13 protein-coding genes, 2 tRNA genes, 3 rRNA genes, 1 other RNA gene and 1 pseudogene are annotated in these 21,852 nt (G+C 33.9%); 18 read left to right on the top strand and 2 right to left on the bottom strand.

The features are described 5' to 3' along the window. Positions 1 to 57 precede the first annotated feature (57 nt). The 3 genes from I1N47_03040 (at position 58) to I1N47_03030 (ending at position 1,396) form a co-directional block, all read left to right on the top strand. The gene (locus I1N47_03040) at positions 58 to 540 is read left to right on the top strand and encodes an RNA pyrophosphohydrolase (protein ID WBF65397.1); all 483 of its coding nucleotides are present in this window, start codon (positions 58 to 60) and stop codon (positions 538 to 540) included. Positions 541 to 615: 75 nt separating this feature from the next. Next, on the top strand, positions 616 to 1,098 hold the full coding sequence (locus I1N47_03035; GenBank protein WBF65396.1) for a hypothetical protein: 483 nt from the start codon (positions 616 to 618) through the stop codon (positions 1,096 to 1,098). Beyond that, a complete protein-coding gene (locus I1N47_03030; GenBank protein WBF65395.1) occupies positions 1,085 to 1,396 on the top strand; it encodes a cell division protein ZapA in 312 nt (103 codons plus the stop codon). The genes I1N47_03035 and I1N47_03030 overlap by 14 nt, the downstream gene beginning before the upstream one ends. On the opposite strand, the pseudogene I1N47_03025 reads toward I1N47_03030, so the two are convergent. Continuing rightward, positions 1,356 to 2,190 (bottom strand): annotated as a pseudogene (locus I1N47_03025) (prolipoprotein diacylglyceryl transferase). The gene I1N47_03030 and the pseudogene I1N47_03025 sit on opposite strands and share 41 nt — an antisense overlap. A gap of 382 nt (positions 2,191 to 2,572) precedes the next feature. On the opposite strand from I1N47_03025, the gene I1N47_03020 reads away from it, so the two are divergent. The 7 genes from I1N47_03020 (at position 2,573) to pyrC (ending at position 9,459) form a co-directional block, all read left to right on the top strand. Further along, positions 2,573 to 4,103 (top strand): 16S ribosomal RNA (locus I1N47_03020). A gap of 131 nt (positions 4,104 to 4,234) precedes the next feature. Then, a tRNA-Ile gene (locus tag I1N47_03015) sits at positions 4,235 to 4,311 on the top strand. A 32-nt stretch (positions 4,312 to 4,343) separates the two neighbouring features. Further along, a tRNA-Ala gene (locus tag I1N47_03010) sits at positions 4,344 to 4,419 on the top strand. A gap of 247 nt (positions 4,420 to 4,666) precedes the next feature. Beyond that, a 23S ribosomal RNA gene (locus tag I1N47_03005) occupies positions 4,667 to 7,548 on the top strand. A 138-nt stretch (positions 7,549 to 7,686) separates the two neighbouring features. Next, positions 7,687 to 7,800 (top strand): 5S ribosomal RNA (gene rrf / locus I1N47_03000). Together the 16S, 23S and 5S rRNA genes with 2 tRNA genes alongside form the textbook arrangement of a ribosomal RNA operon. Before the next feature lie 191 nt (positions 7,801 to 7,991). Continuing rightward, positions 7,992 to 8,360: a hypothetical protein gene (locus I1N47_02995; GenBank protein WBF65394.1), complete on the top strand. Its 369-nt coding sequence runs from the start codon at positions 7,992 to 7,994 to the stop codon at positions 8,358 to 8,360. 28 nt (positions 8,361 to 8,388) lie between these two features. Further along, positions 8,389 to 9,459 carry a dihydroorotase gene (gene pyrC / locus I1N47_02990; GenBank protein WBF65393.1) on the top strand — a complete coding sequence of 357 codons (1,071 nt, stop codon included), beginning with the start codon at positions 8,389 to 8,391 and terminating at the stop codon, positions 9,457 to 9,459. Between the two features lie 7 nt (positions 9,460 to 9,466). Here pyrC and I1N47_02985 read toward each other — a convergent pair whose 3' ends face one another. After that, positions 9,467 to 11,275, bottom strand: coding sequence for an ATP-binding cassette domain-containing protein (locus tag I1N47_02985; GenBank protein WBF65392.1), 1,809 nt, complete (start codon positions 11,273 to 11,275; stop codon positions 9,467 to 9,469). A 74-nt stretch (positions 11,276 to 11,349) separates the two neighbouring features. Here I1N47_02985 and rnpB point away from each other — a divergent pair. The 8 genes from rnpB to I1N47_02945 all read left to right on the top strand — a co-directional run bounded on the left by rnpB (position 11,350) and on the right by I1N47_02945 (position 21,768). Continuing rightward, positions 11,350 to 11,707, top strand: an RNA gene (gene rnpB / locus I1N47_02980) — RNase P RNA component class A. Between the two features lie 86 nt (positions 11,708 to 11,793). Beyond that, complete coding sequence (rsmH, locus tag I1N47_02975) at positions 11,794 to 12,768, top strand: 16S rRNA (cytosine(1402)-N(4))-methyltransferase RsmH (protein WBF65391.1); 975 nt, start codon at positions 11,794 to 11,796, stop codon at positions 12,766 to 12,768. Positions 12,769 to 12,823: 55 nt separating this feature from the next. After that, the gene (locus I1N47_02970; protein WBF65390.1) at positions 12,824 to 15,640 is read left to right on the top strand and encodes a UDP-N-acetylmuramoyl-L-alanyl-D-glutamate--2,6-diaminopimelate ligase; all 2,817 of its coding nucleotides are present in this window, start codon (positions 12,824 to 12,826) and stop codon (positions 15,638 to 15,640) included. Positions 15,641 to 15,651: 11 nt separating this feature from the next. Beyond that, entirely contained in the window at positions 15,652 to 16,752 is a 1,101-nt protein-coding gene (locus tag I1N47_02965; GenBank protein WBF65389.1) for a phospho-N-acetylmuramoyl-pentapeptide-transferase, read from the top strand. Next, positions 16,749 to 18,242 carry a UDP-N-acetylmuramoyl-L-alanine--D-glutamate ligase gene (gene murD, locus I1N47_02960; GenBank protein ID WBF65388.1) on the top strand — a complete coding sequence of 498 codons (1,494 nt, stop codon included), beginning with the start codon at positions 16,749 to 16,751 and terminating at the stop codon, positions 18,240 to 18,242. Before I1N47_02965 ends, murD begins: the two co-directional genes overlap by 4 nt. 118 nt (positions 18,243 to 18,360) lie before the next feature. Further along, positions 18,361 to 19,455: an undecaprenyldiphospho-muramoylpentapeptide beta-N-acetylglucosaminyltransferase gene (murG, locus tag I1N47_02955; protein ID WBF65387.1), complete on the top strand. Its 1,095-nt coding sequence runs from the start codon at positions 18,361 to 18,363 to the stop codon at positions 19,453 to 19,455. Beyond that, positions 19,439 to 20,839 (top strand): UDP-N-acetylmuramate--L-alanine ligase, encoded by a 1,401-nt coding sequence (locus tag I1N47_02950; GenBank protein WBF65386.1) that lies wholly within the window; start codon positions 19,439 to 19,441, stop codon positions 20,837 to 20,839. The genes murG and I1N47_02950 overlap by 17 nt, the downstream gene beginning before the upstream one ends. Next, on the top strand, positions 20,836 to 21,768 hold the full coding sequence (locus I1N47_02945) for a D-alanine--D-alanine ligase (GenBank protein ID WBF65385.1): 933 nt from the start codon (positions 20,836 to 20,838) through the stop codon (positions 21,766 to 21,768). The genes I1N47_02950 and I1N47_02945 overlap by 4 nt, the downstream gene beginning before the upstream one ends. The last annotated feature ends 84 nt before the right edge of the window (positions 21,769 to 21,852 follow it).

The following is a 21,852-nucleotide window of genomic DNA, read 5'->3' as shown; positions in this document are numbered from 1 at the left end:
AATTTATATTGTCCATTGTACTAAATTGTACTGAATTTGATTAGGTAGACTATCATCATGTTAGATAGCGAGGGATATCGTTCTAATGTTGGAATCATTATTGCCAATTATAAAAATGAAATTTTTTGGGGTAAAAGAATAAAGGAAAACTCATGGCAGTTGCCGCAAGGAGGTGTGAAACAAGGAGAATCTCTGGAAGAGGCTATGTATAGAGAGCTTAATGAAGAAGTAGGATTAAGACCAGAACATGTTAAAATAATAGGTAGGACTAAAGAGTGGTTACATTACAACGTTCCCGTAAATTTTATTCGTAAAGAATGTAGAGGGTTTTATAAAGGGCAAAAACAAATATGGTTTTTATTGAGATTAATCGGACAAGATAGTGATGTGTGCTTATGCTCTACAAGACATCCAGAGTTTGATGAGTGGAAATGGCGTGATTATTGGACTACATTGGATGTTGCTATAGAATTTAAGAGAAAAGTATATAGTCAAGCTTTAAAAGAATTATCTGTGATATTATTTCCCAATAGGACGTAATTACTTGTTTGTTTTATATGGGCGAAAAGTTTTACGTTTTTTTATTAATTTTAAAGATAAATATATCAACTAAACATGTTAGAAAATATAGAAAAACTTTCTTTGTTGGTAGATAAATTAACGGAGTACTCTATTAAATTATCTTCTGAAAATCTTGCATTGCAATCAAGCAATAAATATGCAGAGGATGAAATAACTTATCTTAAAAAGTCTCTTATTGATCAAGAGTCAGAACTTTCCTCCTTGAGAGCTAAATCTAAAAAACTAGAAGACCTTGTTTTTGTACTTCAAATAGATATAAAAAAAATTGAGAAAGATTTGAGAGATCAATTGGCAAAGAAAGAAATTGTCTGGAATGAAAAGGAAATTTCTTGGAATGAGAAAGAAAAATCTAATTTAGCTTACAAGGCTAAATTAGAAGAGCAAATTCTATCCTTAGAAAATAAAAATGCTTATCTTAGAGAAAGTATTTTAAATGGTGTAGATAGATTGAAAAGATTGAAAGCTATCTTGCCTTCATTTGAATTAAAAAATGGAGATATAAATGGAGCAGCTTGATGCAGTTGTGTTAGGTAGAGAATACTCTTTTAGATGTTCAAAAGATGAAAAAGATAATCTTATTGAAGCAGTAAATTATTTTAATAGATTAGCATCTCAAATTCAGGATTCTACAAAAAACTATACTAATGAAAGAGTGGCGGTTATGGCCGCTTTACAAATTGCTAGTGAGCTAATGAGTACGAAAGTTTTAGGATCAGAAAATTCTTTTGAATCAGGATTTTCAATGGGAGAGATAAGCAAGAAAATAGATTCTATTATTTTAAAAATAGAATCTTTTTTAAAAAAAACAAAATAATTCTATTGTTTTTTGTTTAGAGCATAATAAAGCATCAATCCTATGATTATCATAAATATTGAAAGCATTTGCCCCATGCTACAGTTATAATTGCATATATTAATAATATAGTCAGGTTCTCTCCAAATTTCTCCTATACATCTTAATACACCATAAAATATTAAGAATATTGCACTAGTTTGTCCCAATATTCTTTTTTTCTTATATAAAAATAGTTTTATTATTATAAATAATATGGGGCCTTCTAACATGCACTCGTATAGCTGAGAAGGGTGACGGTATATATTATCATGTGCATTTAGGAATATAACTCCCCATGGAAGATTGGTTGGGATACCATAGAGTTCACCATTTATAAAATTTCCTATTCTTCCTATTGCTAGGGCTACAGGCACAGCTTGAGCTATTAAGTCAGATACTTCCCAAAATGATATTTTTTTGCTTTTAGCATAGTAATACATAAATACTATTACACCTATTAATCCCCCATGGAAAGACATGCCTCCATTTCTTATATAAAATACTTCTAATATATGATTCCAAAAATAATCTGCTTTATATAAGATTACATAACCTAGCCTCCCTCCTATTATTGCTGATATCATTCCCCAATATAGAATTTCTTCTAAAGATTTTTTTGTTATTTTAGTGTATTCTGGTTTAGAAATATTTCTTAAACTTATATTGTATATAAGTATTAATCCAATTAAGTACATAATACCATACCAATATATATGGAAATTTCCTATGGATATTGCTATTGGATTTATATATATAGGTTGTTCTATTTTCATTATTGCATATCTATAATTAATGTTATTATAATATCAAGGATAGTTAGCATACTTTAAGAATATAAATTAGTCTTAATGTTGCTATTGAGATATTTTATTTTTTGATAAAAATGTTGACATTGTCTTCTTTATATTAGACAATAGTCATCTGTTTCGCAAATAATTGAGTTTGTGAATTTAAGTGATCTTTAACAATTGAACAATCGATAATTGTGGGTACTTGATAGTAGTTTTTAGACATATAATATATGTCGTGCTAAAAACAAACAAGTAAGTACTCATTAAATTATAACTTTTTTCTCAGAGAGATCTGAGAGACCTGTTTATTTTTTTGAGTGAATCGTAATTTCAAATTATTTTGAATTTGCGCAATACAGAGATTAAACTGAAGAGTTTGATCCTGGCTCAGATTGAACGCTAGCGGAATGCTTTACACATGCAAGTCGAACGGCAGCACGAACTTCGGTTTGGTGGCGAGTGGCGGACGGGTGAGTAATATATCGGAACGTGCCCAGTAGAGGGGGATAACTACGCGAAAGCGTGGCTAATACCGCATATTCCCTCAGGGGGAAAGCGGGGGATCTTCGGACCTCGCGCTACTGGATCGGCCGATATCGGATTAGCTAGTTGGTGAGGTAATGGCTCACCAAGGCAACGATCCGTAGCTGGTCTGAGAGGACGACCAGCCACACTGGGACTGAGACACGGCCCAGACTCCTACGGGAGGCAGCAGTGGGGAATTTTGGACAATGGGGGAAACCCTGATCCAGCCATTCCGCGTGTGCGATGAAGGCCTTAGGGTTGTAAAGCACTTTTGGCAGGGAAGAAATAGCATCGGCTAATATCTGATGTGAATGACGGTACCTGCAGAATAAGCACCGGCTAACTACGTGCCAGCAGCCGCGGTAATACGTAGGGTGCGAGCGTTAATCGGAATTACTGGGCGTAAAGAGTGCGCAGGCGGTTCGGAAAGAAAGATGTGAAATCCCAGGGCTTAACCTTGGAACTGCATTTTTGACTACCGAACTAGAGTGTACCAGAGGGAGGTAGAATTCCGCATGTAGCAGTGAAATGCGTAGATATGCGGAGGAACACCTATGGCGAAGGCAGCCTCCTGGGGTAACACTGACGCTCAGGCACGAAAGCGTGGGGAGCAAACAGGATTAGATACCCTGGTAGTCCACGCCCTAAACGATGTCAACTAGCTGTTGGGATCTTCGGATCTTAGTAGCGCAGCTAACGCGTGAAGTTGACCGCCTGGGGAGTACGGTCGCAAGATTAAAACTCAAAGGAATTGACGGGGACCCGCACAAGCGGTGGATGATGTGGATTAATTCGATGCAACGCGAAAAACCTTACCTACCCTTGACATGTCTAGAATCCCGAAGAGATTTGGGAGTGCTTGCAAAAGAACTAGAACACAGGTGCTGCATGGCTGTCGTCAGCTCGTGTCGTGAGATGTTGGGTTAAGTCCCGCAACGAGCGCAACCCTTGTCATTAGTTGCTACGAAAGGGCACTCTAATGAGACTGCCGGTGACAAACCGGAGGAAGGTGGGGATGACGTCAAGTCCTCATGGCCCTTATGGGTAGGGCTTCACACGTCATACAATGGTCGGGACAGAGGGCTGCCAACCCGCGAGGGGGAGCTAATCCCACAAACCCGATCGTAGTCCGGATCGTAGTCTGCAACTCGACTACGTGAAGTCGGAATCGCTAGTAATCGCGGATCAGCATGTCGCGGTGAATACGTTCTCGGGTCTTGTACACACCGCCCGTCACACCATGGGAGTGGGTTTTACCAGAAGTAGTTAGCCTAACCGCAAGGAGGGCGATTACCACGGTAGGATTCATGACTGGGGTGAAGTCGTAACAAGGTAGCCGTATCGGAAGGTGCGGCTGGATCACCTCCTTTAAGAGCATATAAACTACATATTAAGTTCCCACAATTATCGATTGTTATTTAGCTGAGATTGGTAGTAAGCAGGGTTGTGACAGATTCTTCATTGGGGTTTGCCCAAAGTTATGCTAACCCTATAAATGCATGGGTCTGTAGCTCAGCTGGTTAGAGCACCGTCTTGATAAGGCGGGGGTCGTTGGTTCAAGTCCAACCAGACCCACCATCTGTTTGAGCGATACCTTTCTGTAGTACTATGGGGGTGTAGCTCAATTGGGAGAGCGCCTGCTTTGCAAGCAGGAGGTCATCGGTTCGATCCCGTTCACCTCCACCAAGTTAGAATTTAATCTTTAGGCTTGTTTCAAGTTTAAAAATTAAGTTTTATTAGCTGATTGTTCTTTAAAAATCTAGAAGAGACGCAACATAAATATGTATATATTATATATTTTGTATAATATATATAATTAGGGTTGTGATTGCATTAATTATAATTATGTTCTTTGAGAGTAAAATCTTTAGAATATTTATGAACAGCACAAACATGTAGTTAACTTTAATTCATATAGCCTTTAGTGTTATAGGATCAAGTGAATAAGTGCATATGGTGGATGCCTTGGCGATCACAGGCGATGAAGGACGTAGTATCTTGCGAAAAGCTGCGGGGAGTTAGAAAACAAACTTTGATCCGCAGATCTCCGAATGGGGAAACCCACCCTCTTAAGAGGGTATCACTGACTGAATATATAGGTCAGTAGAAGCGAACCGGGTGAACTGAAACATCTAAGTAACTCGAGGAAAAGAAATCAACCGAGATTCCGAAAGTAGTGGCGAGCGAAATCGGATCAGCCTTTACGTTATAGCGTTATTGATAGTCGAAAAAGATGGAAATCTTTGCCATAGTAGGTGATAGCCCTGTAGACGAAATCTTTGATGTGGAACTAAGCGTAAGAAAAGTAGGGCGGGACACGCGAAATCCTGTTTGAATATGGGGGGACCATCCTCCAAGGCTAAATACTCGTGATCGACCGATAGTGAACCAGTACCGTGAGGGAAAGGCGAAAAGAACCCCGGGAGGGGAGTGAAATAGATCCTGAAACCGTATGCATACAAACAGTAGGAGCGGATTTATTCCGTGACTGCGTACCTTTTGTATAATGGGTCAGCGACTTACATTCAGTGGCAAGCTTAACCAAATAGGGGAGGCGTAGCGAAAGCGAGTCCGAATAGGGCGATTTAGTCGCTGGGTGTAGACCCGAAACCAGATGATCTATCCATGGCCAGGTTGAAGGCACGGTAACACGTGCTGAAGGACCGAACCCACTAATGTTGAAAAATTAGGGGATGAGCTGTGGATAGGGGTGAAAGGCTAAACAAATCTGGAAATAGCTGGTTCTCTCCGAAAACTATTTAGGTAGTGCCTCACGTATTACTGTATGGGGTAGAGCACTGTTATAGCTAGGGGGTCATGGCGACTTACCAAACTATGGCAAACTCCGAATACGTACAAGTACAGCGTGGGAGACAGAGCACCGGGTGCTAACGTCCGGACTCAAAAGGGAAACAACCCAGACCGCCAGCTAAGGTCCCAAATTATTGCTAAGTGGGAAACGAAGTGGGAAGGCATAGACAGTCAGGAGGTTGGCTTAGAAGCAGCCACCCTTTAAAGAAAGCGTAATAGCTCACTGATCGAGTCGTCCTGCGCGGAAGATGTAACGGGGCTAAGCAATAAACCGAAGCTGCGGGCGTGTTTTATTACACGCGGTAGGAGAGCGTTCTGTAAGCCTGTGAAGGTAGCTTGTAAAGGCTGCTGGAGGTATCAGAAGTGCGAATGCTGACATGAGTAGCGATAAAGGAGGTGAAAAGCCTCCTCGCCGTAAGTCCAAGGTTTCCTGCGCAACGTTCATCGGCGCAGGGTGAGTCGGCCCCTAAGGCGAGGCAGAGATGCGTAGCTGATGGGAAACTGGTTAATATTCCAGTACCATTGTACAGTGCGATGGGGGGACGGATCGTGGAAAATCATCAGGGTGTTGGATATCCCTGTTGCTGCATTATAGATGGTGATTAGGCAAATCCGGTCACGTAATTCAAGGGTGTGGCACGAGCGGATAAATTTCGCGAAGTGATTGGAAGTGGTTCCAAGAAAAGCCTCTAAGCTTCAGCTGTACAAGACCGTACCGCAAACCGACACAGGTGGACGGGATGAATATTCTAAGGCGCTTGAGAGAACTCAGGAGAAGGAACTCGGCAAATTGATACCGTAACTTCGGGAGAAGGTATGCCTCATTATTGTGATGAGCTTGCGCTCAAAGCATGAAGAGGCCGCAGATAATCGGTGGCTGCGACTGTTTATTAAAAACATAGCACTCTGCAAAGACGAAAGTCGACGTATAGGGTGTGACGCCTGCCCGGTGCCGGAAGGTTAAGTGATGGGGTGCAAGCTCTTGATCGAAGCCCCGGTAAACGGCGGCCGTAACTATAACGGTCCTAAGGTAGCGAAATTCCTTGTCGGGTAAGTTCCGACCTGCACGAATGGCGTAACGATGGCCACACTGTCTCCTCCTGAGACTCAGCGAAGTTGAAGTGTTTGTGATGATGCAATCTACCCGCGGCTAGACGGAAAGACCCCATGAACCTTTACTGTAGCTTTGCATTGGGTTGTGAATAATCTTGTGTAGGATAGGTGGGAGGCTTTGAAGCATGACTGCTAGGTTATGTGGAGCCAACCTTGAAATACCACCCTGGATTGTTTGCGATTCTAACCTTGATCCGTTATCCGGATTTGGGACAGTGCATGGTGGGCAGTTTGACTGGGGCGGTCTCCTCCTAAAGAGTAACGGAGGAGTTCTAAGGTACGCTAGGTACGGTCGGAAATCGTGCTGTTAGTGCAATGGCATAAGCGTGCTTAACTGTGAGACTGACACGTCGAACAGATGCGAAAGCAGGACATAGTGATCCGGTGGTTCTGAATGGAAGGGCCATCGCTCAACGGATAAAAGGTACTCTGGGGATAACAGGCTGATACCGCCCAAGAGTTCATATCGACGGCGGTGTTTGGCACCTCGATGTCGGCTCATCTCATCCTGGGGCTGTAGTCGGTCCCAAGGGTATGGCTGTTCGCCATTTAAAGAGGTACGTGAGCTGGGTTTAAAACGTCGTGAGACAGTTTGGTCCCTATCTGCCGTGGGCGTTGGATACTTGACAGAGCCTGCTCCTAGTACGAGAGGACCGGAGTGGACGTACCTCTGGTGTACCGGTTGTCATGCCAATGGCATAGCCGGGTAGCTAAGTACGGAAGAGATAACCGCTGAAGGCATCTAAGCGGGAAACTCGTCTGAAGATAAGGTATCCCGGGGACTAGATCCCCCTAAAGGGTCGTTCAAGACTAGGACGTTGATAGGTCGGGTGTGTAAGTACAGTAATGTATTAAGCTAACCGATACTAATTGCCCGTGAGGCTTGATCCTATAACTCTACAGGTTATTAAGATAATTATATGTTATGTTATTAATTAAGGTTCTTACATCCTAATTTATATTTTTGTTGCTTCTTCTAGATTGTTTTTATGTTTGTTATTTTTTTAGACAAACAGTGTACAGGTTATGCCTGATGACTATAGCAAGGTTGTTCCACTCCTTCCCATCTCGAACAGGACAGTTAAACGCCTTTGCGCCGATGATAGTAGACTTTTAGTCTGTGAAAGTAGGTTATCGTCAGGCTATTATTTAAAACCCTACAGATAAAAGTCTGTAGGGTATTTTTGTATCTAAAATTAATTCTTAATAATTAATCTCTATGATATTTTATATGTGGCTATATTTATGGCTATATTTATTTTTTTCTTGTGCTAAATATTTATTAGTACTAGACTTGAACTAGTAAATATTTGATTTTTCAAGGAGATAATATAGTGAACTTTTATGATTCTTCATCTTCAGGATTTTTTTCAGATCCTAAAACAATAGTAAAGACTGTATATATTCTTTTTGCCTTAGGCTTTATAACATCAGGTTTTTTTTGGCCCTCAACTATCTTATCTGTAGTCATTATATATAACAAAAGGGGCGATCTTCATAATGCTGTATATGTAGAGCATTTTGATTGGTTATTATACACTTTTTGGTTATCTTTATTTTTAATAACAACATGTCTCATTTTAACTTTTATTTATATTGGTTATCTAGGTATTTTGTTAACTGTTGTTTGGGTAATGTATCGTTTGGTTAAAGGTTTTAGTTGTTTATATGATGATATTTCTCCTTATAATACAAATACATAGATTTTATATTTTGCTTGATTTTTAATATATGGATAAATTAGTTGATAGAGTTATAATTACTAAGCCTGATGATTGGCATGTTCATCTCAGAGATGGTGAAATGTTGGATGCTGTTATTTTTGATACGGTTAAGCAGTTTTCAAGAGCTATAATAATGCCAAATTTAATAGAGCCTATTACAACGACTAAAATGGCAGAGAATTATAGGTTTAGAATTTTAGATGCACTTGCTAGATTGAAAAAAAATAAGCAAATATCCAAAGAAAATAATTTTACACCATTAATGACTATATATTTAACAGATAATACTAAACCTGAAGAAGTTTTATATGCTCATTCGTCAGGTTTTGTTTTTGCTTTTAAGTTTTATCCTGCTACATCTACAACAAATTCTAGTGCAGGTGTTTCTAATTTGTTTAGAAACTGTAGAGGAGTGCTTGAAAAATTACAATATATTGGTATGCCTCTTTTAATTCATGCAGAATTACCAGATAAAAATATTGATATCTTTGATAGGGAGAGATTTTTTATTGATAAAGTCATGATTCCTCTAAGAAGAGATTTTCCTGAAATCAAATTAGTATTTGAGCATATATCTACAAAAGAAGGGGTTGATTTTGTTATAGAGGATATAGGCCCAATTGGTGCCACAGTAACTCCTCAACATTTGATATATAACAGAAATAGCCTTTTTGTTGGAGGATTAAATCCTCATTTTTATTGTCTGCCTATACTAAAAACAGAAGAACATAGGAATGCTATACTTAAAGCTGTTTTTAGTGGTAGTAAACGTTTTTTTTTGGGGACAGATAGTGCTCCCCATAGTCGTTCTTTAAAAGAAAATAGATGTGGATGTGCAGGGTGTTATAATGCATATAATGCTATGTCTTTATATGCAAATGTTTTTGATGAGAATAATAGCCTAGATAAGCTTGAGGCTTTTGCTAGTTTTAATGGGCCTGATTTTTATGGTTTACCTAGAAATAGAGATTCTTTTATTTTGCGTAGACAAGAAAATATTATTCCTGATATGTTAGAGATGGGTAAAATTCAACTTATTCCTTTAGGCGCTGGCAGCATGATTAACTGGTGTATTTAATTAGTTATTATTTCTGTTTATTATTTTTTTCTTCAAGAGCTTCCCATCTTGTATATTTTTCTTCAATTTCTAGCTGTATTGTTTTTACTCTAATATTTATTTCTTCTAAAAACGAATTAGGTTTTTGATATATTTCAGGATTACTAAGTTCTATAGTTAGTTCATGTAGTTTATTTTCTAATATACTTATAGTTTTTGTAATTTCTTCTAATTCTTTTTCTTCCCAAGGTTGTAGCTTGCTTAATTTTCTTTCTGTTTTTTTCTCTAAGTTTTTATTTATCAATATATTTTTATTAACTTTGTCTTGTTTTTTATGGTAAAAGTATTCATTTACATCTATTGTTCCAAATGTATTAAGCCATTTACCATTTCCTTTAAATGCTATTGTTTGAGTAACTATATTATTTAGAAAGGCTCGATCATGACTAACTATTATGATAGTTCCATGGTAATTCTGTAGTTTTTCTTCTAGTATTTCTATACTTTCTATATCTAGATCATTAGTGGGCTCATCTAGGATCAGTACATTTGTTGGCTTTGATAATAACATTGCTAGTGCTAATCTTGTTTTTTCTCCTCCTGATAAAGTCTTCACTAGGTTATTAATCTTTGATGGATGAAATAGAAAATTTTCTAGATATTTAATAACATGTATGTTTTGATTATCATAAAATATCCATTCTCCGTTTATGCTTATGTTTTCTAAAATAGTTCTGTCTTCATATAGTGAATTTTTGTGTTGATCAAAATAGCCGACATCTATGTTGGTTCCACTTTCTACATTACCAGAATCTGGGTGGTCTTTTTTTAAAATTATGTTTAATAATGTCGTTTTTCCAGCACTGTTAGGGCCAATTATGCCAACTCTATCTTTTCTTATTATATCAGTAGAAAAATTATTTATAATTTTTATATTATTATAGCTTTTACTAACTGATGTAACCTTATATACTATTTTTCCAGATGTTTTGCTTTCATTAAATTTTATTTTTATCTTCCCTATATTTTTTATTCTTTCTTCTCGTTGTTGTCTGAGTTGTTCCAAACGTCTAACTCTTCCTTCATTACGTTTTCTTCTTGCTTGGACACCCTTTCTAATCCATAATTCTTCTTGGTATAAGACTTCATCAAGTTTTCTTTCTATTGTTTCTTCTGATTCAATAATGTGATCTTTGTGAGATTGCCATTTGGAATAATTACCAGGAAAATAAAGTAATTTGCCTCTATCAATTTCAATAATTTTATTGCAAATTTTATCTAGGAAATAACGGTCATGTGTTACCAAAATTAATGATTTTTTCCATTTAGATAATTTATCTTCAAAATATTCTATTCCTTCAATATCTAGATGATTGGTTGGTTCATCTAATATTAATAAATCAGGTTCATCTACTATTGCTTTTGCTAAGGCAACTTTTTTGTATATTCCTTTTGATATATTCTTTATTAAAATATTCTCTTTAAGATTGAGATCATTGATTATTTTTTTTGTTCTTGCTACTTTGCTATTATCATAATATTGATAATCAGATGATATATCATTATATATAGTTCTAAATATATCAATATCTTCTTGTAATATGGGCTCTTGTTCAACATATGATATTTTTATGTTATTCTTTTTGCTTATAGATCCATTATCGATTAAATGTTTCCCATTAATCATATCAAGAAAAGATGACTTTCCAGATCCATTCTTTCCTATCAACCCAATGCGATCAGTATTTTTTATTACTAAGCTAATATTATCTAATATCTTATAATTTGCATGTGATAAAGTAGCTCCAGAGATAATAATTAGGTCAAATAATTTCATATGTTTTAAATTAATAAGTTTTCAAGAAAATAAAATTGTTTCATATAATTTCAAATTACATTAAAATATATTTAAGAGTAAGTTGGATGATCGCGGGGTGTTACATATCTCGAGGAAGGTCCGGACTCCATAGGATGGGATAGCGGCTAACAGCCGTCTAGTTTTGCATAAAGCTAAGAAATAGGGCCACAGAGACGAGTTTGCAATTAATTTTTTGATAAAATATTATTTTTGCAAGGTGAAACGCGGCAACCTTTATCCGGAGCAACATCAAATAGGCATACGTTTGATAGTATATCATGAAGAGTAATCCGCTTTAGTATGCGGGTAGATGGCTACAACAAATTTGCAAAAATTTGTGCAGATGAATGATCGTCAGTTTATTATATTTTAATAAACCTACAGAATCCGGCCTATAGACTTACTCTTTTTTGATTGCTCAATTTCTTATTATTGATTATTTGTTGACTTAATATTGAATAAATATTTTAAATTTTATTTTCTTATATCTTTTTGGTATGTATTTTGAACATAGACCAGTTTTATTAAAAGAGGCAGTAAATTCTTTATTAAAAAAGGAACAAAAGACGCATATGTTTTCCTCAAGAGAGGATGAACTCACAAATGGTATATTTATAGATGGTACTTTTGGTAGAGGTGGACATAGTAAGGAATTATTAAGTTTTCTAGATAATAGTTCTAAAATATTTGTTTTTGATAAAGATCCAGAAGCTATTGAGTTTGCTAGGAAAATGTCAGAAAAAGATAATAGGATAAAAGTTATTCATAATAGTTTTTCTAATATTAAAGATGAACTTTTCCGCAGAAATATTTTTTGTGTTGATGGTGTTCTTCTAGATCTTGGAGTCTCTTCTCCACAACTTGATAATGGTAATAGAGGATTTTCTTTTTTAAAAGATGGTCCTCTAGATATGAGGATGGATCCTACAAAAGGCATTTCAGTAGCTGAATGGTTATCTATAGCAAGTATTGATGAAATTAGGGAGGTGATATTTAATTATGGCGAAGAACGGTTTGCTTTTAAGATTGCAAAAGCAATTGTTGCTCGTAGAGAGAAGAAGGCGTTTACAACAACCCTTGATCTGGCCGAGTGTATATCCTGTGTCGTCCCCAAAAAAAAGAATGGTAAGCATCCAGCAACTAAGAGTTTCCAAGCCTTACGGATTTATATTAACAACGAATTGTTTGATTTATCGAAAGGTATCGCATCAGCCATAGAAATATTGAAACCAGGAGGAATATTGGTAACTATAAGTTTTCATTCTTTGGAGGATAGAATCGTTAAAAATATTATTACATTTGATGAGTCAAAAAAATCTATATATTCAGAACTTCCTTTGCTACAAAAGGACTTGCCTACTCCCAAAGTAAGACAAATATTAAGAGTATTACCTGATGAAAGTGAGATTTTAAGAAATCCAAGAGCTCGTTCTGCAGTTTTAAGAGTTGCTCAAAAATCTTTTAATGAATAGGTTTAGAGTTAATTTTTTGTTTTAATATGTACAAAAAATTAAGGGTTGTATATTTATGATAAATTTAATAGATACCTCCCCGTATCAGGTTGAGGAAGTATTTTTATGGCTAAAAAAAAATGCGCCTAATTACGCTCGTCTAATTCCAGACTCTAGGAAGATATTGCATGGTGATGTATTTATTCTGAATAGTGTATCAAATCAAAATGATTTTGTATCTTATATACTAGAAGCTATAAATAAGAAATGTTCTTCTATTATAATAGAAGAACATTTCGAGGTTTCTAATGAAATTAGAAGACATAAAAATATCAAGTATTTAAAGGTTAGAAATTTAGGTGCTATATTAGGTCGTTTAGCAGATAAATGGTATGACCATCCTTCATCAAAAATTAACATTATTGCTATTACAGGAACTAATGGCAAAACTACTTGTGTAAATTGGATAGTACAGTCTTTGAATAATTATGGCAAAAAATGTGGGGCTATTGGAACTATTGGTGCTATTTTGCCAGATGGTAAAGTTATTTATAGAGGATTAACTACCCCTGATATTCTAACGATGCATTGGATAATCAGTGAGATGTATATGAACGGGGTGGAGTTTATAGTTATGGAGGCATCTTCTATAGGTATAGATCAAGGACGATTAGATTCAGTAAAATTAAAAGTTGCTTGTTTTAGTAATTTAACTAGAGATCATTTGGATTATCATAAAAATTTAAATGCTTATCAATTAGCAAAGAGTAAGTTATTTAGTTTTGAATCTTTAAGTAATATTTTAATAAATATTGATGATCATTTTGGTAGGCAAATTTTAAAACAAATTCCCCGTAGTTTACAAATAACATTTGGTTTGGATCATAATTTAAATCCTAATATAACTGCTTATGATATAAGTAAAACTGATATAGGTTATCGTTTCAGGATAGCTATTTTTGATTATCTGTCTAATGTGGAATTTGGCGTTATAGGGAAATATAATATATCGAATGTTTTATTAGTAGCTGGTGTTTTAAAAGTAATTGGTATGGCCAATAAAGATATTATCTACGCTATTGAAAAACTAAAAAATATTCACGGAAGAATGGAGATTGTTGAACCTATATTAGATTTTGGACGTAATAACATTGTAACTGTGATTGTAGACTATGCTCATACTCCTGATGCTCTAGAGAAAACATTGATGTCTTTAAAAGAAGAAAGTACTTTGAGACAAGGAAAATTAATATGTGTCTTTGGATGTGGAGGAGATAGAGATCCAGGAAAAAGAAAGGATATGACTAAAATTGCTTTATCAGTTTCAGATAAAGTAGTGATTACTAGTGATAATCCACGTACTGAAGATCCTAAAGTAATTATAGCCCAAATGTTGGAAGGAAATAATTATTCTGACAATGTTGTCGTTATTATTGAACGTTCTAGAGCGATATTGTATGCAATATGGAATTCAGACTATCGAGATATTGTTTTAATAGCAGGTAAAGGGCATGAAAAATATCAAGAAGGTATATATGGAAAAATATTTTTTGATGATGCTCAATGGGCTCAGTTAGCTATGATTTTGCCTAATGTTTCTGGTATTTCAATAGATTCGAGATCTTTAGAGAAAGGTAATTTGTTTTTTGCTCTAAAAGGTCCTAATTTTGATGGTCATGATTATTTAGGTTCTGCGTATAGAAAAGGTGCTTGTGCTGCGATTGTTTCTCATGATTTATATAATTCTTTAGAAAAAATACCTCAAATTTTGGTTAATAATACTCATGATGCATTAGTTGATATAAGTTTTTCATGGAGAAGAAGGTACAATATTTCGTCTATAGCAGTAGTTGGCAGCAATGGAAAAACGACTACTAAAGAAATGATTGCGCTTATTCTATCTAGTTTTGTAGGCAATAATTTTTGTCTTTACACAAAAGGTAATCTTAATAATCATATAGGGGTACCTTTAACTATATTGGGTCTTAAAAAAAATCATAGAGTTGGTGTTTTTGAGCTTGGAATGAACCATCCTGGTGAAATTAACATATTGTCTGAAATAGTAAATCCTAATATAGCTGTTATAACTAATGCACAACGAGAACATCAAGAGTTTATGAAAGATGTCAACTCCGTAGCTTACGAAAATGGTAGTGTCATAAATTTTATTACAGATAATGGGTTTGTTATATATCCAGGAGATGACGTTTGTACAGGAATTTGGGATAAGTTAGCTATTGAGAAAAAAGTTTTACGGTTTGGTCTTAAGGAAAATTGTAACGTATACGCAAAAGATGTTTTTCTATCGAAAGAAAAAACTAGTTGTATTGTTGTTTTTAATGGAGAAATATCATCTCCATTAACGCTAAATATTCCAGGAATACATAATTTAAAGAATGCTTTAGCTGCAATTACTGTTGCATTGGCTTTCGGTATTCCATTTTTTAAGATTATTCAATATATTTCCTGTTTTAAATCTTTAAAAGGAAGAATGTGTTTTCACAGATTGAAGAATAGAGTTTTACTAATAGATGATACTTATAATTCCAATCCTGATTCTGCTATAGCTGCAATAGACGTTTTAAAAAAATTACAGAAACCTCAAATTTTAGTATTTGGTGATATGGGCGAAGTTGGTTCAGAGGGAAGCAGTATGCATTATGAAATAGGAAAATATGCATATGAAAATGGTATTGATTCATTAATAGCTATAGGGAAATTTAGTAGTATTTTGTCAAAATCTTTTGGTAGTAACTCTTTGGTTTGTAAAGATATAGAAGAAATTATTGAAATAATAAGTAAGATTCCAGGTCCTGCTAGTATTTTAGTTAAAGGATCTCGTTTTATGAAAATGGAACAGGTTATATCTCATTTTGAAAATGATAATCTATGATAGAGGAATAAATGTTTTATGAGTTTTTTAAATACCTTGCTTATTCGCAAGTGTGTGAAAATATTATTTTAAGAGCTTTATTTGCTTGTTTTACATCTATGTTAATAGGTGTTTTATTATCTCCATATCTAATTAGGAAATTACAACAATTAAAAATTAAACAGTCAATTCGTATATATGGTCCTAAATCTCATTTAGTGAAGGATGGAATTCCGACAATGGGAGGGCTAATTATATTAATATCAATTTTTGTTAGTTCTTTTTTGTGGACTGATTTAAATAATAAGTATATTTGGATTGTATCTATAACAATGGTTTTATTCGGAATGATAGGTTTTTTTGATGATTTTGTTAAGGTTATTTATAATAACCCAGAGGGAATTTCTGCAAAATTAAAGATATTATTACAGATAATTAGTGCAGGAATAATTGCTCTTAGCATATCATATATGATCATAGATGAAAGGTCTGTTTTTAGTTATGATTTACTGTTACCATTTTCTAAATATCTTAGTTGCAAAATTGGTCTTATAACTTTTATTTTTTTAACTATTTTTGTTATTGTCGGAACAAGTAATGCGGTTAATTTAACTGATGGTCTAGATGGTCTTGTTTCTTTCCCTGTAATTTTAGTTGCTGGTTCTTTAGGTATTTTTGCTTATGTAATTGGGAATGAAACATATTCTAATACTCTATTATTTCCTTATGTAAATGCGTCTAATGAATTATTAGTTTTTTGTGCAGCCATAATAGGTTCTGAACTAGCCTTTTTATGGTTTAATATACATCCTGCTACAGTATTTATGGGTGATGTAGGTTCTTTATCTTTAGGTGCAGCATTGGGAGTTATATCTATTATTGTCAGACAGGAAATAACACTTATCATAATGGGTGGTATTTTTGTTGCTGAAGCTATGTCTGTTATGATTCAGGTTTTTTGGTTCAAATATTCAAAAAAAAGATATGGAGTTGGTAGAAGATTTTTCAAAATGACCCCACTACATCATCATTTTGAAATTGTAGGTTGGAAAGAGACTCAAGTAGTAGTAAGATTTTGGATTGTAAATATTATATTGGTATTGATAGCATTATCTTCTTTGATCATAAGATGAACATTCAAAATAATCCGCTGGTGATGATAGTAGGTCTAGGTGATTCTGGATTGTTTTCTGCTTTGTGGTGTTTATATTCAGGTTTCGATATTATAGTGATAGATTCTTCCAAGGATTCTAAAGGTATTGTAGAGTTAACGAAGAAATTCCCTAGTAAAAATATTATATATCATTTAGGATGCGAAGAAAATTTTTGTATAGAGTGGTTAACCGGAGTTGCTTATATAGTTATTAGTCCAGGAATTAGTCCTAATAAAGTTTTTGCTAAAAAAATTTTTGCAGCAGCTAGTAATGAAAATATTGAAATTATTGGAGATATTGAATTATTTGCTAGGGCTTTAAGTGATTTAAAAATAGTATATGATTATAATCCTAAAATAATAGCTATTACTGGTACCAATGGTAAAACTACAGTTACCTCTTTAACTTATGAAATACTGAAAAAATCTGGTGTATTGGTTTGTAAAGCTGGTAATATAGGACCTCCAGTTTTAAAGGCATTGATGGATGCATTAGAACAAAATATTTTGCCTGAAGTATGGGTTTTAGAAATATCGAGTTTTCAGTTGTATACAATCAAGTCTTTATGTTCAGATGTCTCAGTTATTCTTAATTTGGACTTTGATCATATTGATTGGCATGGAACAGTGGATTCTTATTGGGATACAAAGCTAAAACTCTTAAGAATGTCAAAAATATCAATAATTAATCGTAATGATCGAATCTTAAGACAAAAAATATTAGAATCTAAGATAGATTCATATAGTTTTGGGTCAGATATTCCTATGAATGACTCTTGTTTTGGTTTGATTATTAGAGAAAATATAAGATGGCTTGTAGCTTTTATTGAGAAAGGTTCCAAGAGTTCTTGTAAGATAGGTAATGATCTTAGCTACAAAGAAGATTTAAAGAAAGGATTTAATTATTATTTATTAAAATCCAATTTATTAAAAATTAGAGGAATACATAATTATACCAATGTATTAGCTTCTCTGCAGTTAATTAGTTTTATCATGCCATTAACTAGTTCGATGTTACAAACAACATATGATTACTTAGGAGAGCCACATAGAATACAATTTGTAGCTGAAATAGATGGCATTAGTTATTTTGACGATAGCAAAGGTACTAATATAAGTGCAACTATAACAGCTTTGAAGAGTTTTGATAAAAAAACCATTTTGATTATGGGTGGCGTAGGGAAAAATCAAGATTTTTCACGTATTTGTGAAACAATTGCAGAATATACAAAAATGGTTATTTTGATAGGTATAGATAGTTTAGAGATTTATGAGGCAATTAAAATAACTAACATCCCTTGTTTCTTCTCACTTACTATGGAAGAGGCCGTTTTGAAAGCTTCAAGTTGTGCTACAAAAGGAGATATCGTCTTATTATCTCCTGCTTGTGCTAGTTTTGATATGTTTGATAACTATAGTCATAGAGGTAATGTTTTTTCTGATGTAGTAATGAATCTTTCCAAATCATAATGACAATTTATTTATTTGATTATTGTTAGCATAATATTAGATATATTTATATAGCTAATATTTCATTTCAAATTAGTTTTTTGCTTCGAAAAACCTAAAAATTTTGAGAGAGTCACATATGAAAAAAAGTTTAGTAATTATTGTGGCTGGGGGCACTGCTGGTCATATTATGCCAGGGTTGGTTATAGCTGATATTTTAAAAAAAAGAAATTGGGATGTTCTATGGCTAGGTAATAAACATAAAATGGAGCATGATATAGTTAGATCAAATGGATTAAATTTTCGTTCTATTAATTTTTATGGGTTACCAAATAGAAAAATTACTACACTACTAAGTTTCCCATTTAAATTGTTAATTTCGATGATTAATGTCTGGAAAATATTTTATTCGGAAAAACCTGATTTAGTAATTGGTATGGGTAGTTATATAACTATTCCTGTATGCTTAGTAGCTTCGCTGGGAAGAATACCTATTATTTTACATGAACAAAATGCTATTATGGGTCGAGCAAACAGTCTTCTCTATAAATTTGCCTCACAGGTTTTGAGTGGTTACCCTATTAGTCAGTATAAAAATATAAAGTTTGTTGGTAATCCTGTTCGTAATGAATTTTTAAGCATCTCTTCACCCTACTTTAGGTATTCTCTTCGTTCCAATAAAACATTGAAATTGTTAGTATTGGGAGGTAGTCTTGGCTCTGGAGATATTAATAATTGTTTACCGGAGGCAATCTACTTATTGCAGCCAGAAGAAAGGCCAATTGTTCTTCACCAATGTGGAAATAAACATTTAAATAAAATAACTCATAAATATGAAAAACTTGGTTTAAAGGTAGATTGTGTAGGTTTTATAGCTAATATAGCTGAGGAGCTATCTAAGGCTGATTTAGTAATTTGTAGGGCTGGAGCAATGACTATTGCTGAAATAACAGCTGTTGGAGTTGCTTCTTTATTAATTCCTTTTCCTAAAGCTATAAAGAATCATCAATGGAAAAATGCTGAGTTTTTATACAAAGCTGGAGCTGCATGGTTGATTAAACAAGATGAATTTACAGCAGAATGGTTGGCTTGTTGGTTAAAGAACCTTAATAGAGATGATCTCTTAGAAAGAGCTGTTAAAGCATATTCGCTATATAAACCTGATACTAATAATATTATTGCTGAATCTTGTGAGATATTTAAGAAAAATAACATATATGAAAAAAAATATTAGACATATACATTTTATAGGGATAGGTGGTTCTGGAATGAGTGGAATAGCTGAAGTTCTGCTTAATCTAGGATATTACATTACTGGTTCAGATATAAAAGAATCCTTGATTACAAAACATTTAAGTTCCTTGGGAGCTGTTGTGCATATAGGACATGATCCTAAAAATATAAGTGGATCTGAAGTGGTTGTTATATCATCAGCGATTTTAAATACAAATTCTGAATTAATAGCAGCTAAAAGTCAACATATACCTATTGTGTCTAGAGCTGTCATGTTAGCCGAACTTATGAGATTTAAGAAAGGAATAGCCATAGCTGGTACACATGGGAAGACTACTACAACTAGTTTAATTGCTAGTATGTTAGCTTCTGGTGGTTTTGATCCTACTTTTGTTATAGGTGGCAAATTAAATTCTATAGGTTCTAATGCCGGTTTGGGTGAGGGTGAATATATAGTAGTGGAAGCAGATGAGTCTGATGAATCTTTTTTGAATTTGTTACCAGTAATGGCAGTTATTACAAATATTGATACAGATCATATGGATACATATTCTCATAATATAGATAGACTTAAACAATCTTTTATAGAGTTTGTCCATAGATTGCCTTTTTATGGTAAAGCAATTCTATGTTCTGATAATGAAATAGTCTCTGATATAGCAGCATATATTTCTCGTCCTATTATTACATATGGAATATATTCAGATGCTCAAATATATGCTTATGATATTCAAGCAAATGATATGTCTATGTGTTTTACAGTTAGAAGATATATTGATAAATTACTTATTCCTTTAAAAGTCAGATTAAATTTGCCTGGGTTGCATAATGTGCAGAATGCTTTGGCTGCTATAGCAGTCGCAACTGAACTAGGAATTTCAGATCATGATATATGTAATGCTTTGGATTCTTTTACTGGGGTTGGGCGAAGATTTACTTATATTGGTAAGTTTCCAGTTTCTAATAATAAAGGTGGTTTTTTCGAGGTTATAGATGATTATGGACATCATCCTGTAGAAATTGCAGCTACAATATCTGCTGCAAGAGGTGCTAGGCCTAATAGTCGTATAATTCTAGTTTTTCAACCTCATAGATATACTAGAACTAGAGATTGTTTTGACGATTTTGTTAAGGTTTTAAGTACAGTTGATTGTTTATTATTAACAGAGGTTTATAGTGCAGGAGAAGATCATTTGATAGCGGCAAATGGTAGGTCATTAGCTAAAGCTGTGAAATTAGCTGGAAAAGTGGATCCTATTTTTATAGAAAAAAGCACAGATTTACCACAAGCTATTGTTCATTATGTTAGAAATAATGATCTTGTAATTATTATGGGAGCTGGATCTATTAGTAAGGTAGCTTGTCAAATAGGAGATTTTATATGACTATATCTTTTGGCAAGGTTGGAGTATTGTATGGAGGTCAATCTTCTGAAAGAGAGGTATCTTTGATTTCAGGAAAAAATATATTTAATGCGTTGAAAAGTAAAGGATTAGATGTTTATTTATTTGATACAGGAATTAATAGTCTAGATGATTTGATAAAAGAAAAATTTGCTGTTGTTTTTATTGCGTTACATGGCAGATTTGGAGAAGATGGTGTTATTCAGGGTATTCTAGATCTATTGGGTATTCCATATACTGGAAGTGGTCAATTATCATCTAGTATAGCAATCAATAAAATAATTACGAAAAAATTATGGCAATATGAAGAATTATTGACTCCTGGTTTTATGTCTTTATCAGGGAAAAAAGATTTTAGCAATGCATGCGATTTTTTAGGATTGCCTTTAATTGTTAAGCCTGTTGGAGAGGGTTCCACCGTAGGAACAACAGTAGTAAAATTTTATGAGGATATGGAGAAAGCATATATCAATGCATCAGTTTTTAATAATGAAGTTTTTGCTGAGAAATTAATTGTTGGTCGAGAATTGACAGTTTCTATTATTGAAGATTCTTCAGGAATTAAAGTTTTACCAATTATAGAAATAATTACCCCGGATAATAGATGTTACGATTATGAAAGTAAATATTTTTCCAAAGAAACTAAGTATTTATGTCCAGCTAATTTACCTATAGAACTGAAGAACAATATTATAAAGATATCAAAAAAAGCTTATGAAGTGATTCATTGTAAAGGTTGGGCTAGAATAGATTTAATTTTAGATAGGTTTAATCAAGCTTGGTTGTTAGAAATTAATACTTGTCCTGGTATGACTTTAAATTCTCTAATGCCAATTGCGGCAAAAGCTAATGGAATTAGTTATGAAGATTTATGTTTGAACATATTATCGATGGCTTCATGCAAGAATTAAATAACATTATGGTATATTTTAGATAATGTAGAGTCTAGTTCTAGTGGTTATTATTTTACATATTGAATACTATTTTTATTAGTA

The sequence above is a fragment of the Candidatus Kinetoplastibacterium crithidii genome, assembly GCA_027557655.1.
Lineage (GTDB): Bacteria > Pseudomonadota > Gammaproteobacteria > Burkholderiales > Burkholderiaceae_B > Kinetoplastidibacterium > Kinetoplastidibacterium crithidii_C.
This window is presented reverse-complemented; position numbering and strand designations above follow the sequence as displayed.